Annotated in this window: 14 protein-coding genes; 6 read left to right on the top strand and 8 right to left on the bottom strand. The window is 55.2% G+C overall.

The genetic code is table 11. The features are described 5' to 3' along the window. A partial coding sequence (locus ABYP39_RS12005) for a transglycosylase SLT domain-containing protein (protein ID WP_372782735.1) occupies positions 1-672 on the top strand: 672 nt, incomplete at its 5' end. Positions 673-674: 2 nt separating this feature from the next. On the opposite strand, the gene ABYP39_RS12000 is transcribed toward ABYP39_RS12005, so the two are convergent. The 3 genes from ABYP39_RS12000 to ABYP39_RS11990 all read right to left on the bottom strand — a co-directional run bounded on the left by ABYP39_RS12000 (position 675) and on the right by ABYP39_RS11990 (position 3,789). Next, entirely contained in the window at positions 675-1,298 is a 624-nt protein-coding gene (locus ABYP39_RS12000) for a DUF502 domain-containing protein (RefSeq protein ID WP_372748859.1), read from the bottom strand. A gap of 152 nt (positions 1,299-1,450) precedes the next feature. Beyond that, positions 1,451-2,587: an acyl-CoA dehydrogenase family protein gene (locus tag ABYP39_RS11995; RefSeq protein ID WP_372782733.1), complete on the bottom strand. Its 1,137-nt coding sequence runs from the start codon at positions 2,585-2,587 to the stop codon at positions 1,451-1,453. Between the two features lie 14 nt (positions 2,588-2,601). After that, complete coding sequence (locus ABYP39_RS11990; RefSeq protein WP_372748857.1) at positions 2,602-3,789, bottom strand: acyl-CoA dehydrogenase family protein; 1,188 nt, start codon at positions 3,787-3,789, stop codon at positions 2,602-2,604. Positions 3,790-4,040: 251 nt separating this feature from the next. On the opposite strand from ABYP39_RS11990, the gene ABYP39_RS11985 reads away from it, so the two are divergent. From ABYP39_RS11985 to ABYP39_RS11975, 3 genes are all read left to right on the top strand, one after another. Further along, complete coding sequence (locus ABYP39_RS11985) at positions 4,041-4,475, top strand: Zn-ribbon domain-containing OB-fold protein (RefSeq protein WP_372782731.1); 435 nt, start codon at positions 4,041-4,043, stop codon at positions 4,473-4,475. A 17-nt stretch (positions 4,476-4,492) separates the two neighbouring features. Then, entirely contained in the window at positions 4,493-5,680 is a 1,188-nt protein-coding gene (locus tag ABYP39_RS11980) for a lipid-transfer protein (RefSeq protein ID WP_372764744.1), read from the top strand. A gap of 170 nt (positions 5,681-5,850) precedes the next feature. Next, positions 5,851-6,303: a nuclear transport factor 2 family protein gene (locus ABYP39_RS11975; protein WP_372758195.1), complete on the top strand. Its 453-nt coding sequence runs from the start codon at positions 5,851-5,853 to the stop codon at positions 6,301-6,303. Between the two features lie 110 nt (positions 6,304-6,413). Here the strand turns inward: ABYP39_RS11975 and ABYP39_RS11970 are convergent, their stop codons facing one another. Continuing rightward, the gene (locus tag ABYP39_RS11970; RefSeq protein WP_372782729.1) at positions 6,414-8,669 is read right to left on the bottom strand and encodes a TonB-dependent receptor; all 2,256 of its coding nucleotides are present in this window, start codon (positions 8,667-8,669) and stop codon (positions 6,414-6,416) included. A gap of 146 nt (positions 8,670-8,815) precedes the next feature. On the opposite strand from ABYP39_RS11970, the gene ABYP39_RS11965 reads away from it, so the two are divergent. Both ABYP39_RS11965 and ABYP39_RS11960 read left to right on the top strand, forming a co-directional pair. Next, positions 8,816-9,787, top strand: coding sequence for a YheT family hydrolase (locus ABYP39_RS11965; protein ID WP_372764447.1), 972 nt, complete (start codon positions 8,816-8,818; stop codon positions 9,785-9,787). 12 nt (positions 9,788-9,799) lie between these two features. After that, positions 9,800-10,237 carry a nitroreductase family deazaflavin-dependent oxidoreductase gene (locus ABYP39_RS11960; RefSeq protein ID WP_372748193.1) on the top strand — a complete coding sequence of 146 codons (438 nt, stop codon included), beginning with the start codon at positions 9,800-9,802 and terminating at the stop codon, positions 10,235-10,237. 92 nt (positions 10,238-10,329) lie between these two features. Here the strand turns inward: ABYP39_RS11960 and ABYP39_RS11955 are convergent, their stop codons facing one another. From ABYP39_RS11955 to ABYP39_RS11940, 4 genes are all read right to left on the bottom strand, one after another. Beyond that, on the bottom strand, positions 10,330-11,307 hold the full coding sequence (locus tag ABYP39_RS11955) for an NAD(P)H-dependent flavin oxidoreductase (RefSeq protein WP_372748192.1): 978 nt from the start codon (positions 11,305-11,307) through the stop codon (positions 10,330-10,332). A gap of 30 nt (positions 11,308-11,337) precedes the next feature. Beyond that, a complete protein-coding gene (locus tag ABYP39_RS11950; RefSeq protein ID WP_372748191.1) occupies positions 11,338-12,099 on the bottom strand; it encodes a 3-hydroxyacyl-CoA dehydrogenase in 762 nt (253 codons plus the stop codon). A 99-nt stretch (positions 12,100-12,198) separates the two neighbouring features. Further along, complete coding sequence (locus ABYP39_RS11945) at positions 12,199-13,383, bottom strand: acetyl-CoA C-acyltransferase (RefSeq protein ID WP_372748190.1); 1,185 nt, start codon at positions 13,381-13,383, stop codon at positions 12,199-12,201. Positions 13,384-13,601: 218 nt separating this feature from the next. Next, the coding region (locus ABYP39_RS11940; RefSeq protein WP_372782727.1) for a DUF6537 domain-containing protein at positions 13,602-14,417 on the bottom strand (816 nt) is incomplete at its 5' end.

Here is a 14,417-nt window from a genome sequence, read left to right as displayed (position 1 = left end):
GCCACCGGACTGAAACGCGCGGCTGATCGTTTTTTTAACAGCGAGGCCGGCGACAGAGCACTGCAGCTGGTGGAACACCGCTACTACAGCTACATAGACAATTTTGACTTTGTGGACACCCGAGCGCTGGTGAGACGCATAAAAACTCGTCTACCCAAGTATCGCCAATTGTTCGAAGACGCCGGCAGGAAACATGAAATCCCCCCCACCCTGCTGATGGCCCAGGCTTACCAGGAATCCCACTGGAACCCCAAAGCCACCAGCCCCACCGGGGTCAAGGGAATCATGATGCTAACCCGCAGTACTGCGAAATCACTGGGCGTAAAAAACCGGCTTAAGCCAGAACAGGCGATACCTGCCGGCGCCAAGTACCTGGCTAAAATGCGTTCTCGCTTTCGCAAGGATATCCCTGAACCGGATCGTACCTATCTGGCACTGGCCGCCTACAATCTAGGCCGCGCCCATATGCATGATGCGCAAACGCTAGCCCGAAGGCTCGACAAAAATCCGTACCGCTGGGCAGATATCGAAGCGGTACTACCGCTAATGGCCGAAAAGAAATACTACAAAAACCTGAAGTACGGCTATGCTCGGGGCATCGAGCCCGTGCTTTACGTGCAACGTATTCGTAATTACCAGAACATCATTGAACAGAAGCTGGCTGAGCAGTAATGTTATTTTTGCTCGCCGGCTTTTAGAACGCCCCGCGTTTTCTCAGAAATAACACCGCCGCTTAACACCAGTTGCAGAGCTTCAGCCGGGGTGAGCTTCAAGGGGCGAGTATATTTTTTAGGAACGATCACGGTATACCCCCCTACCTGGTAACTCATCGGCAAATAGACCGCGATCTGATCTTCCTTGAGTTCGCTGGCGATGGTATTCCCGTTCCCCTTCTTGTTCACGGTCACAATACCGATGAGGCTCGACTCAGTACCGGGCAGCTCCACCATGACCACGGACTCTTCCTCAAACTTCTTGCCACCCATGATATCCATGACTTCCTTCAGCGCACCGTAGATCTGCTTGAGTACTGGCAAGCGCTCGAGTAGCCGGCCTGGCAGGCCCCAGAAGAAATCAGCCGCAGGCCAGCGCGAGCTGAAACCGATAATCGCGGTAAGTAACACAACCAAAATAATGGCCATGCCGGGAAAGTAAACTCCGCCCAAAATAGCTTTCAGCCCTGGCGCCAGCCAGGATTCCATTGTCTTGAAGACCCAGATGGTGACTTGGATCGAGATCACAACGGGTAACAGAACGATCAATCCACGGAAAAAGGCGGCGCTGAAATTTCGCATCATGGGAATAGGAGCTCAGACTAAAACCACGATGGAAGCATAGCCCGCGCGAGGGGGCAAGGAAGGGATTTGGGAATGCGACGGAGTTCTATTACTTGTATACCGTACCTAAGGTGGGCTCTCGCTTCCCAACGGCAAGCGAGAGCCCAATAGCCTTACTGACAAAACGCCTCACCAGCGGCGATTCGCTTGCCTAACGCCGCCAGATTTTTCGCAGAACTGCCCAACATCAACTCATTATGGCGCATCCAGGTGCAGTAGCGCCAAAGCGGATAATCGCGATCTATCCCCATGCCGCCGTGCAAGTGCTGAGCCGCGTAACTAACCCGGTGCCCAACGTCACCAGCCCAGATCTTGGCAATCTGCACCTCATTTGTGGCAGGCAAGCCACCCGACAAGCGACTCACCGCCTGATAGGTATTCAAGCGCAGGCACTCCACGTCAATAAAGCAGTTTGCAGCGCGATGTCCTACTGCCTGAAAAGTCGCGATAGGCACACCAAACTGTTTACGCTCGGCGGTGTATGAAGCTGTCATACGCATCGCGCAGTCAGTCACACCCACCTGATGTGCGCACAGGGCCGCGGTAGTGCGCTCGGTCAGCCATTGCATGACCTCCGCACCGGTGTCGGCCCCCGCCAATACATCCTCGGCGGCTACACTCACATTCTCCAGCACCACTTCGTACTGTGGTTCATAGGTGGTAACTTTCATGGCATTGAGGGTCACACCCGCAGCGTTCGGATCCACTAGCAGCGCTACCACACCGCTATCTGTTTTCGCCGAAACCACAATGCGTTCGGCCCGCTGCGCAAACGGTACACACAACTTTTTGCCCGACACCGTGAAACCAGAGCCGTCAGCCTCTGCATGGGTAAGCAATGGCGTCGCCGGATTTTCGTTGTTGAGCTCCATCAACGCCGCGCTGAGCAGGATCTTGCCACTGGCCACCCCCGGCAGCAGTCTCTCCTTCTGTTCATCCGTGCCAAACTGCTGCACCGGCAAAGCGGCCGAGACCAACACCGGAATCACCGGCGCCGGTGCGATAGTGCGACCAACTTCCTCCACAAACAGCGCCAGCTCGGTAAAACCGAAGCCCATGCCGCCATAGCTTTCGTGCAGGGCTACACCGAGCAGACCGGCCTCTGCCAATTTCGCCCACAGCGCGCCATCGTATCGCTCAGCTGCATAGTCGTCGCTGGCTTTCAATGATTCCGGCGACACCTGATCAGACAGGATTTCCCGGGCCAGGTTCTGTACGTCGCGTTGCTCTTCGCTGAATCCAAAATTCATAAGTCAGTCCTCGCTTAGCGTGCTGCGCGCGGCATCCACAGGCCCGCCGCCGAAATGATGTCGCGTTGAATTTCGTTGGTACCACCACCAAAAGTGATAATCGACGCCGTGCGATACAGACGTTCAACCCGGGATGCGTGTTGCTGAGCGTTAGGCGAGTGCTCACTGACCAGTGACATCTGCCCCATAACTTCACCCAGCGCTCGGTAAACTTCGATAAAAAATTCGGAGCCATAGACTTTCGCCGCAGAAGCATCCGCCATATCCAAAGTTCCCTCAGTCATGGCCCAGGCCTGTTTGTAACAAACCAACTTTAGCGCTTCGACACCGGCGCGCACTTTTGCCAGATTGGTTTGGACCCAGGGCTGGTCGATCAGTCGACCGCCTTCGGGCAGTTCGGTTTCCTGCGCCCATTTCACGACACCGTTAAACAGCTGTTGAGTTGGGCCACAATTCACCAGACTCAAACGCTCGCGATTGAGCTGACCAGTAATGAGCTTCCAGCCTTTGTTCAGTTCGCCCACCAGCGCGTCGTCAGTTACGCGGATGTTGTCGTAGTAAGTTGCGTTGGTGCGCACACCACCCAGCGTCACCACCGGGGTGCTGCTCCAACCTGGATCTGAGGTCGGCACCAGGAACATGGAAATTCCCTTGTGTGGCTTTTCCGCATCCTGATCCGTTCGGCAGGCCAACCACACGTAGTCGCAGAAATGGGCCAGGGAGGTCCACATTTTCTGGCCGTTTATCAACCACTCATCGCCGTCTTTCACCGCGGTGGTTTTCAATCGAGCCAGATCGGTACCAGCGCCCGGCTCCGAATAACCGATGGCAATGAGGCACTCGCCTGTCAAAATTTTAGGAACAATGTTTTTCTTCTGCCATTCGTTGCCGTGTTCGGCTAACTGCGGCCCTACCGATTCCGTGGTGAGAAAGGGGAAGGGGTAACCCGCACGCATCACCTCTTCCACAAAAATAAACTGCTCAATAGGGCTCATGCCCTTGCCGCCAAGCTCTTTCGGCCAACCCACACCGATCCAGCCATCGCGCCCCATCTTCAGCAGGGCCTCGCGCCACAGCGGGCCACCGCCCTCCCCCATATCTCGGTCGCACTCCACTTTGAGTTCAGGGGTCATCAAATCATTGAAGTAGGCACGCAGCTCCGTGCGCAGCGCTTCCTGTTCCGGCGTAAATTCGACTTTCATTACTCGTCCTCGTTTGCCAGCAAGGGGCTGGCGGCGGTCGCCGCCAAACAAAACAACATCATAGGCACTGGCCCGAACAGAACAATAGCGAATCCTCTCAAAGCACTGACATATCCAGTCAACCTCCGCTGACAATTGCCGTCACCCAAACGGCGTATTGGGCCAGTAATCTGGCCGGATTCGCTGTTGTTCCCACGGCCTGAAAGCTAGTATTGTCGCCTATTGGTATAAACTCGCCGGAGACCCTCTGAATGAGTGCAAAACCCGTCAATGCCGCCATTGAAGGCTGGCACACCCTCGACACCGAAAAGCCGCAGCTGCTCGGCAGCCGCTGCGACAGCTGCGGCACCTACTACTTCCCGAAAATGCTGAAGTACTGTCGCAATCCGTCCTGCGATAGCAGCGAGTTCAGCGAAGTACCATTGAGCCGAATCGGCAAAATCTGGTCTTACACCAATGCCTGCTACAAACCACCGGAGCCGTTTGTGGCCGACGATCCCTTTGTGCCCTACGCCATCGCGGCTGTTGAGCTGGCCGAAGAGCAGATGATAGTACTTGGGCAGGTGATCAAGGGCGTCGATGTAGATCAGTTGAAAGTCGGCATGGACGTTGAACTGGTGCTTGAAACCCTCCACGAGACCGAGGAAGACACCAAGGTCACGTGGAAGTGGAAACCGGTCGCGTAAGGGAGCTGAAGAAGATTATGAGTAACGATATCGCCATTCTCGGCGTTGGTATGCACCCCTGGGGCAAATGGGGCAACAATTTTGTCGAATACGGCGTACACGCGGCTCGCGCAGCCATAGCCGATGCCGGCATTGACTGGAAAGACGTGGGCTTTGTGTCCGGTGCCGCCACCATGCGTTGCGGCTACCCCGGCTATGTGGCCGGCGCTACCTTTGCACAGGCACTGGGCTGGCAGGGTGCAGAAGTAAACACCTCTTATGCCGCCTGTGCTTCCGGCTCACAGGCACTGGCAGCTGCGCGCACTAAAATCCTCAGCGGCGAATGCGAAGTGGCGCTGGTGGTGGGTGCCGATACCACACCCAAGGGCTTTTTGGCTCCGGCCAAAGGCTACCGCCCAGAAGACCCGGACTGGGTACGCTTTTACCTGGGCATCACAAACCCCACTTACTTTGCGCTGTACGCCCGCCGCCGAATGGACGTGTACGGCGACACTGAAGAAGACTTCGGTCTGGTGAAAGTAAAAAACAGCGAACACGGCTTTACCAATCCCAACGCTCGCTACAAGAAAAAGTTCACGCTGGACGATGTCGCCCAATCAGCCATGGTTGCCGACCCGCTGCGCCTGCTGAATGTGTGTGCCACCTCGGACGGCGGCGCTGCTCTGATAGTCTGCAGCATGGATTACGCAAAAAAAATGGGCAAAGGCGATGCGGTAAAGGTTGCGGCGATTTCGACCGTTACCCCAACCTTTGCCAGTGAAGTCGTCGAAATGCCGGATATCGCTACCGATTCAGCGGCCGCTGCCGGTGTCGACGCACAGCGCTTTCGCGCGCTGCTACCGATAAAGGCCTATGAACAGGCTGGCATTGGACCGGAAGACGTAAGCGTTGCCGAAGTGTATGACCTGTCATCCGCGCTTGAGCTCGACTGGTACGAAGACCTCCAGTTCTGTGCCCGCGGTGAGGGCGCTAAACTGGTACGCGAAGGTGCTACTAAACTTGGCGGGCGCCTGCCGGTAAATACCTCTGGCGGCTTGGCCTGCTTTGGCGAAGCCGTTCCGGCGCAGGCACTGGCCCAGGTGTGTGAGCTGACCTGGCAGTTGCGTGGGCAGGCCGGTGATCGGCAGGTGGACAACGCGAAGGTCGGCATTACCGCCAACCAGGGGCTGTTTGGGCATGGCTCGTCGGTCATTGTGAAGCGCTAACCCCGGAACTTGCTTGCGAGGCTTGGCTTTTGCACTTTGTGCAGAACCCAAGCCTCAGTAATCTGATTGCCCCCCAACACTGCAATTGACGATCCGGGGCTCGATCTGCCCTAATCCCTCCTGACAATAACAAACGCTGGCCCACAACAGCTGGCGATAGAGGATGAATTATGACTGACCTGGAACGCCGGCTAGCCCGCCTGGAAGCAGAAAGCGACATACAAAAACTGCGCTACCGCTACTGGTTCGCCATTCTGGACAAGGACGTCAATGCGCTGGTGAACTGCTTTACCCCTGACGCCTTTCTCGAATACGGCATGGGCATTGAACTGAGTGGCACCGAAGCTATCAGATCATTTTTCGACATGGTGTTGCACAGTGAAGACTTGGTCAAACAGATGCCCCGCGGCGCCAATGGCCTCCTTGATATTACCTCTGACACTACCGCCAGTGGCCGCTGGTTAGTACAGGTAATTCTGCTCAGGCACAGCGAGCAAGTGGGCAGCCGCATCAATGTTCAGTATTTTGAAAACTACGAGAAGATTGATGGCGAGTGGAAGATTAAGAGAATGAAAAACGATTATCTGAGCTACGAGAATATCGAACCTCGCGACGGCCCCTGAAGCTAAACCACTGCTCAACGGCAGCGCCCATCCCATTATGACCCTGCAGCTCCCTTGCACCGGTATCTTCGATGCAAGGGAACCACGGAACAGGCGGCTTAGCGCCCCCGTTAAAACTGCAGAGTGACGTCAAGGCCATAGCTGGCCAACTCGCCAAAGTAGCCGCTGTGGAAATAGGCCTGGCTGATATCGTGGACTAGGTACTCTTCGTCAGTGATGTTTTTACCCCACAACGCGAGGCTCAATTCAGAGCCCCCCAGATCAATTTCGGACCAGTTAAGGCGCGCGCCTAACAGGCCGTAATCATCCAGAAAGAAGCCTTCCATATCGTCGTTACTGGCAGTGCCGTAGCGCTCGTCGCGCCAGTTATAGTCCACGATTGCACGCAGATTGCCGATACCGAAATACGGGAACTGATACTCCAGCACCAAGCTGTAAGTGTTTTCCGGAGCATAGGGCATGATGTAGCGGTCGCTGACATCCTGCCGGAAAGTCGCCGAATTCGGGTTATTGTCGATAACCTCAACAAATTCTGCATCGGTGTAACCGTAGCCCAGGTTCAAGGTGAGGCCTTCCGACAGGATCGCCGTCAGGTCAAATTCAAACCCCTGAATCTCGGCTTCCCCGGCGTTAAAAACGTCTGTCAGGAAAACCGCCGTATTATCCAGAATCTGCTGGATCTGCATATCTGTGTAGTCACTGCGGAACACCGCTGCGTTCAAACGCACCCGATTATCTGCCAGGGTGGATTTCACCCCAATTTCATAGGCGATCATTTCCTCTTCATCAAAGGCCGGCTGAAACCCGGCCTCCGTGGAACGAACGTTGTAGCCTCCCGATTTGTATCCGGTAACCACTTTGGCATAGGTGTTTACCTGATCATTGATGTCGTAGGAGGCTGTGATGCTCGGGTTAAAGTTGCTCCAGGTGTCACAGGCCTGCTGGGTATTATTAGGCGAATTGGTGAAATTGATGCTGTACTTTTCTGCGCAGCGATCGTCTTCGGTGTAGCGCGCACCCACTGTCAAGGTCAGGTCGCGCTGTGATTCTGGCGTCCAGCTCAGCTGACCATAAATCGCCGATGCCTTGTTTTCCGAGGTGATGGTTCTGTCTTCACCGACCGAGCCACCGATGGTGTCTACCTCATGTTCGAAGGCATTCTCCTCAAAATAGTATAGCCCTGCCACATAGTTGACCGACTCTCCGATATCGCCGACCAGCTGTAGTTCCTGAGAGGTCTGATCCTGATCAATGGCCACCATGACATCAAACCACTCAACCCCCGCGCCATAGTCCATGATCACGTCTTCGGATACTTCGCGATAGGCACTGATCGATTTCAGCGTACCAAAAGGCAAATCCCAAGTGAGGGTCAATGTGTGGCCACTGACCTCGGTCACTGAATCTTCGACCGGCACATCCCACTCACCTTTACTCAGGCGATCTTCGCTGGCGCGCTCTCGAAACTGCGGTGTGAAGAGCGTTCCCACCAGCAGATCATTCTGCAGGTTGTTAATGGTGTCTTGCGATGCACCACCGGCGATGGCATCAGCCAGATTTTGCGGCGTCACTGCCCGGTCTTCATTAATACGCAACACCTGATAATAGGGTTGCGGACCAACAATTTCCGATATGTCGTAGGCGTAATCCAGAGAAAACGTATCGCTGATATCCCAGCGCAGAACAAAGCGACCGGCTTCGCGATCTTCTTCTACAAAGCCTTTACCGCCCTTGGCATTTTCAACCCAGGGCCCCTTTTCTGCCTTGGAGTAACTGATTTTGGCGCTGAGATTGGCAATGGTCGGCGTGTCCAGCTGAACCAAGGCCTTCTGGTAGTCTCGGTTACCGGCCGCCAATACACCCTTTAAGGCAAACTCCCCAGCAGGCTTGGCGCTGATCATATTAATCGCCCCACCAGTGGTATTGCGACCGTACAGGGTTCCCTGGGGGCCACGCAAAATCTCAATACGCTCAAGGTCCGCCACATCCTTGGTCAGACCAATGCTGCGCCCCACGTATACGCCGTCGAAATAGATCCCGACCGCCGGGTCCTGCGTGGTTTGGCTATCGTTATTGCCAACCCCTCGCATAAAGATCACCAGCGAGCTGCGGCTGTTGGGAAACGGAGTAATATCCACGTTGGGAGTGCGGGCTGTAATATCGCCCAAATCGTCTATGCCGAACTGCTCCAACTGGTCGCCGGAAAAGGCCGCCAGTGATATAGGTGTGTCCTGCAGAGATTCAGCCCGCTTCTGGGCGGTAACCACCACCTCTTCCAGCTGTGTGCTGCGTGTCTGCGCCCCGGCAGCGCCTGGCAGCGCCACCAGTGCGGACAATACTGCCAATCCCGCCTTACTCTTCCCCATAACGACCTCAACTTGCTAATTATCGTAGTAAAAAAAAATCGCCCCATTCTGGGTAATGCCTATTTGCAAATCAACCCACAGAACACGTTTATCCTCCGCTTGGATTAGGCTAAGGTAAGCGCACCCTACATCGGTTTCCGGAGCCCATGACACATTTTCAGCCCCCACCCCTGTTACGCAACGCCCATGTTCAATCCCTTCTCGCCTCTACTCGCCTGCGTAGATTGCGCATTGGTAATCGCGCCCGCAAATTGGAAGCGGCCAGCCGCGAGGTATTGGTTGAATGCCGCGATGGCACCCGACTGATCGGAGAATATGCCGAGCAAAGCGGCGAGAATCGGGGGCTCGTGATACTGATTCACGGTTGGGAAGGTAGCTCTAAATCCACCTATATGCTGTCTTCTGGCGGCGCATTGTTTGAAGCCGGTTACAACGTATTTCGTCTGAACCAGCGCGACCACGGCCCCAGCCATCATCTGAACAAAGAGCTGTTCACGTCAACACGCCTGACAGATGCACTCGGTGCGGTGGAATGGATTCAAACCACCTTCCCACATGAGCGCAATTATCTGGCGGGGTTTTCGCTGGGCGGCAATTTTTCGCTGCGGGTGGCTGCCAACTGCCGGGATCACGCCATTCGGCTAGATCAGGTGGCGGCGATCTGCCCGGTACTCAACCCGGTCAATACCATGGAGGCGCTTGATAGCGGCTGGTGGCTATACGAAAAATATTTTGTCCGAAAATGGAAACGCTCACTGCGCACAAAGCTCAAACACTTCCCCGAACTGGGTTACGAGAAAGATCTGCTTACACTGAAATCTCTGCGCGAGATGAATCAGTTTTTTGTACCGCGTTTCACCAGCTTCAAGGACGCCAATACCTATTTGCTGGCCTACGCCATTATTGGTGATGCCCTGTCGCATCTGGAGGCCCCCTGCCACATTATCGCCGCCCAGGACGACCCCATCTGTGGCGCAGAGGATTTGCCGAACCTGGCAAAAGCGCCTAATCTCACGGTCGAATCCACCGCTCATGGCGGCCACTGCGGTTATGTGAGCAATTACCGGCTCGACAGCTGGGTCGACAAACGGCTTCTGGAACTGTTCAACAACAATTAGACGGAGTACCACATGGCAGACTGGCAATGGGTTACCCGCATACACCGATCGATATATCAAGCTACCGGCGGCCGCATCGGCAGCAACTTGATGGGCATCCCCATGGTCATGATGCATACGATTGGCGCTAAATCCGGGCAGATACGAAGCATTCCCGTAGCCTGCTATGACCATCCCGAAGGTCTGCTGATACTGGCATCCAATAACGGCGGCCCAAAAATGCCCGCCTGGTACTACAATATGCGGGCCCATCCCGAGTTCGATATTCAATTCAGACGGGAAAAACGGCGTGTTCGAGCACAGCAGATTACGGAAGCCGAACGGCTGCAGTATTGGGATGCCATGGCGGATGTGAACCCTCGCATCGTGCAATACTGGCATGCGGCGCAAGCCGAGTACGGAAGAACGATTCCAGTGATTCTATTGCGCACGCTTGAAGTACTGAACTAATACAATGAGTACCTCCCGCGCCTGTCAGGAGAGCGAGGCACTCATTACGTGCGGCGAGCTAATCACTAACGTTAGGCACTTGCATTAAGTACTTAAGCGGCGAAGCCTGGCAGGCGACTGTTGATGATGTCTCTGGCATCTTTCACGATGCGCTGCAGCAGTTCCTCACAGCTCGGCACATCGTTGATCAAGCCCTGCACCTGACCAGCCCAGACCAGACCGGCATCCGGGTTTCCAGTTTCCAGTGCCACGCGGCCGTCGGCACCTTTAACCAGATGCGACACATCCTGAAAAGTGGACTCCGGGTTCTTCAGGATTTCCACCACTTTGTCCGACACGCTGTTCTTGGCCACGCGACCGGTGTTGCGCAGCGAGCGAAAGATCAGATTAGTATCACGCTCATCCTGATCCACCAACAACTGTTTGATGGTGTCGTGAATCGGTGCTTCTTTTGTTGCACAGAAGCGGGTGCCCATGTTGATTCCTTCGGCACCCAACGCCAGTGCCGCCACCAGTCCCCGACCATCACCAAAACCGCCCGAGGCCAGCATCGGAATTTTCACCTTGTCGGCCGCAGCCGGAATCAGGATCAGTCCGGGAATATCATCTTCACCGGGATGCCCCGCGCATTCAAAACCGTCTATGGATATGATATCCACACCCATGCGTTCAGCCGATAGGGCGTGACGCACAGCGGTGCATTTGTGCAGCACGGTTATACCGTTAGCCTTGAAGTCTTCAACATGTTCCCGCGGATTGTGGCCCGCGGTTTCAACAATCTTGATACCGCTATCTATGATGGCCTTGCGATATTCAGCATACGGCGGCGGATTTACCGACGGCAATATGGTGAGGTTTACACCAAAAGGTTTATCCGTGAGCTCACGACAGCGCGCAATCTCCTTACGCAGGTCATCCGGACTGGGCTGGGTCAAGGCCGTAATAATACCCAGACCACCGGCATTGGATACCGCCGCCGCCAGCTCGGCGCGCCCGACCCACATCATGCCACCCTGTACAATAGGGTATTCAATGCCCAACATTTGCGTAATACGCGTTTGCAACTTCATAGTGTTTCTCCGATAAAAAAGCTGACGCGATTAACGCGGGGGCATACGTATGGCGCCATCCAGACGAATGACATCGCCGTTAAGCATGGGGTTGGTGATGATACTCTGCGCCAGCTGGGCGTACTCGCTCGGCTGCCCGAGACGACTGGGGAATGGCACCTGCTTACCCAGCGAGTCCTGCACATTTTGTGGCAGACCGGCCATCATCGGGGTGTAGAAAATTCCGGGCGCAATACCCATAACGCGAATACCGAGCGGCGCCAGATCCCGCGCGACCGGCAGCGTCATACCGACAATGCCACCCTTGGACGCAGAATAGGCCGCCTGCCCAACCTGCCCTTCAAACGCCGCCACACTGGCAGTATTGATTATGACACCCCGCTCTTCGCCAATCGGTGCAGCCGCAGCCAAGCGGGCTGAAAACTTGCTCAAAACGTTAAAGCTGCCAATCAAATTGATTTCAACGGTTTTGCGAAACTGATCCATAGGGTGCGGCGCGTTTTCCTTGCCTACCGTTTTGGCGCCGGTGGCAATACCCGCACAGTTCACCAGTACACGGGCAACACCGTGCGCTTGCTCTGCCTGTTCGATCGCCGCGTTGACGCTATCGTCGTTGGTCACATCAACCTTGATGAACGTGGCGCCAATCTTTTCTGCATGCGCTTTGCCCGCATCTTCGTTCATATCGAACAGCGCCACTTTTGCGCCGTTAGCAGCCAGCATTTCTGCGGTGGCCGCACCCAGACCGGAGGCACCACCAGTGACGATCGCTGCAATTCCTTTGATTTCCATAAATACCCTCGATTGTTATTCCCTGCAGGAGTTTGCTTTTCACGCGAACTCCCAGCCATGTTAGATGTCGCTTGCAAGGCAAGCTCTCACAAAAAACGCTTAAACCAGTTCCACAGCCATCGCAGTGGCTTCGCCACCGCCCAGACAAATCCCGGCCACACCGCGCTTCAAGCCACGGTTTTTCAAGGCCGCCAACAGAGTGGCCATAATCCTCGCGCCCGATGCGCCAATCGGGTGGCCCAAAGCGCAGGCACCACCGTTGACATTCACTTTTTCGTGCGGCAGTTCAAGCTCTTTCATAGCGATCATCGCCACCACCGCAAAGGCTTCATTCACCTCAAACAGGTCTACGTCTGCCACTGACCAGCCTACGCTAGCCATCACTTTCTTCATCGCCGGTACCGGTGCGCTGGGGAAGTCACCCGGCTCGTGAGCATGGCAGCCGGTGGCCAATACTTTGGCGCAGATATTCATCCCCAGTTTTTTAGCTACGCTTTCACGGGTTAATACCAGCGCAGCAGCACCATCGGAAATAGACGAAGAATTGGCGGGCGTAACGGTGCCGTCTTTAGCGAATGCGGGTTTCAGGTGGGGAATCTTTTCCACCTTCGCTTTGCCCGGTTGCTCATCTACCGACACGGTGATGTTGCCGCCGCGCGTGGCAACTTCAACCGGTGTAATTTCATCTTCGAAGGCACCGCTGGCGATGGCGTCGTTGGCACGCTTCAAGCTTTCAATGGCGTATGCGTCTTGCTCTTCGCGGGTAAAACCAAACTTCTTCACATTGTTTTCGGCAAAGACCCCCATCGCAGTGCCCTGCTCGTAAGCATCTTCCAGACCATCAAGAAACATGGAGTCTTTCACCACATCGTGACCGGCTCGCGCTCCGCTACGGTGCTTTGGCAACAGATAGGGTGCATTGGTCATCGACTCCATACCACCACCGACGATCACATCCGCCGTACCAGCCATCAGACTTTCGCAGGCCATAATCAGTGCCTGCATACCTGAACCACACATTTTGTTCACGGTGGTGGACTGGGCTGAACGCGGCAGCCCGGCGGCAAGCGCTGCCTGACGGGCAGGCGCCTGACCGAGACCGGCGGGCAGTACACAGCCCATGTAGACGCGGTCTACCGCGTCACCGGAAACTCCAGCGCGCTCAACCGCTGCTTTGATGGCCGCTGCACCCAGATCAGTGGATTTAACCGACGCGAAATCCCCCAGCAATCCTCCCATGGGTGTGCGAGCATAAGACGCAATAACGACCGGATCTGATGACATAACAAACTCCTAATTAGACTGAATCAAGCTCGGAATTGCGGCGTATTGTAAGACTTTACGTAGCGGTAATTGCCAGCCCTATTCAGCGCCAAGCAAGCTCAAAGACTGGCTAACCCATTGAATAGCAATGTTTTCACGTATAACACTGATCGACAGTGTTGGGTATTAATAAGAGTGTATCTTAGCCCGAAGCCGTAACGTTTCCAAGTTGCCAGTCGTTAGAGCTGCGTGACTTTCAGCTCAATGGCCTGGGCTTGAGGCGGGTTGTGCAAAGCCGCTCTCAAATTGCCCACAACTTCGAGATAACGCGTGACCGATGCATCCTTTACCGGCCCGTAGCCGCCAATATCCCGAGCAGCGGCAGCCAGCTCAATGGCTATTGGCAGCGTTTCGACCGTAATCTGGCCTACCGTCTCTGTAATCAATGCCCGGTAATCGCTGATCAAACGCCGCTCCATTCTGCGCTCCGGGAAATAGCCAAAAATATCGAACGCCGTGCCGCGCAGGCGCTTCATCTTGGCCAACAACCGAAGTGCGCTCAGGATCCACGGACCAAATTCCCGCTTTCTAGGGCGACCGGTAGCCTTGTCCCTGCCCGGTAGTATCGGTGGCGCCAGATTCAGCGTCAGTTTGAAATCACCGCTGAATTGCTCGCGAATGCGCGCCATAAATTTTGGATCGCTATACAGGCGGGCCACTTCGTATTCGTCTTTGTAGGTCATCAGTTTGGCCAATGTGAGTGCGACCTGCCGGGCAAACTCCTCACCACCTGCAATACCATTTACTTGCGCTCTTATCCGCTCCACAAAGCGGCGGTAGTCCTCGGCGTAAGTTTCGTTCTGATAGCGATTTAGCAACGCAGTACGGTTCGCCAATACCTCATCGACCGAATCCAGCGACACTAACTCAGGTTTGTCATTAATTTCTGCGGCCAAGGCTTGCGGGTCATGTGCTGCCAGCCGCCCCAGAGTGAGAGTTCGCAGATTGCCTTCCACAAATGTGCCATTCAGGCGTATCGCCTGCTGCACCGACTC

This window comes from Litorivivens sp. (assembly GCF_041625495.1).
In the GTDB taxonomy this organism is placed as follows: domain Bacteria; phylum Pseudomonadota; class Gammaproteobacteria; order Pseudomonadales; family Spongiibacteraceae; genus Litorivivens.
Note: the sequence above shows the minus strand (reverse complement) of the source record. Positions and strands in the feature narration are given on the sequence as shown.

What these genes read in the sequence shown, in the direction of transcription:
- ABYP39_RS11975 (WP_372758195.1), top strand. Translation starts at nt 5,851, where the DNA reads ATGACTGACCTGGAACGCCGGCTAGCCCGCCTGGAAGCAGAAAGCGAC.
- ABYP39_RS11950 (WP_372748191.1), bottom strand. Translation starts at nt 12,099, where the DNA reads ATGGAAATCAAAGGAATTGCAGCGATCGTCACTGGTGGTGCCTCCGGT.
- ABYP39_RS11995 (WP_372782733.1), bottom strand. Translation starts at nt 2,587, where the DNA reads ATGAATTTTGGATTCAGCGAAGAGCAACGCGACGTACAGAACCTGGCC.
- ABYP39_RS11955 (WP_372748192.1), bottom strand. Translation starts at nt 11,307, where the DNA reads ATGAAGTTGCAAACGCGTATTACGCAAATGTTGGGCATTGAATACCCT.
- ABYP39_RS11985 (WP_372782731.1), top strand. Translation starts at nt 4,041, where the DNA reads ATGAGTGCAAAACCCGTCAATGCCGCCATTGAAGGCTGGCACACCCTC.
- ABYP39_RS11990 (WP_372748857.1), bottom strand. Translation starts at nt 3,789, where the DNA reads ATGAAAGTCGAATTTACGCCGGAACAGGAAGCGCTGCGCACGGAGCTG.
- ABYP39_RS11980 (WP_372764744.1), top strand. Translation starts at nt 4,493, where the DNA reads ATGAGTAACGATATCGCCATTCTCGGCGTTGGTATGCACCCCTGGGGC.
- ABYP39_RS11965 (WP_372764447.1), top strand. Translation starts at nt 8,816, where the DNA reads ATGACACATTTTCAGCCCCCACCCCTGTTACGCAACGCCCATGTTCAA.
- ABYP39_RS11960 (WP_372748193.1), top strand. Translation starts at nt 9,800, where the DNA reads ATGGCAGACTGGCAATGGGTTACCCGCATACACCGATCGATATATCAA.
- ABYP39_RS12000 (WP_372748859.1), bottom strand. Translation starts at nt 1,298, where the DNA reads ATGATGCGAAATTTCAGCGCCGCCTTTTTCCGTGGATTGATCGTTCTG.
- ABYP39_RS11945 (WP_372748190.1), bottom strand. Translation starts at nt 13,383, where the DNA reads ATGTCATCAGATCCGGTCGTTATTGCGTCTTATGCTCGCACACCCATG.
- ABYP39_RS11970 (WP_372782729.1), bottom strand. Translation starts at nt 8,669, where the DNA reads ATGGGGAAGAGTAAGGCGGGATTGGCAGTATTGTCCGCACTGGTGGCG.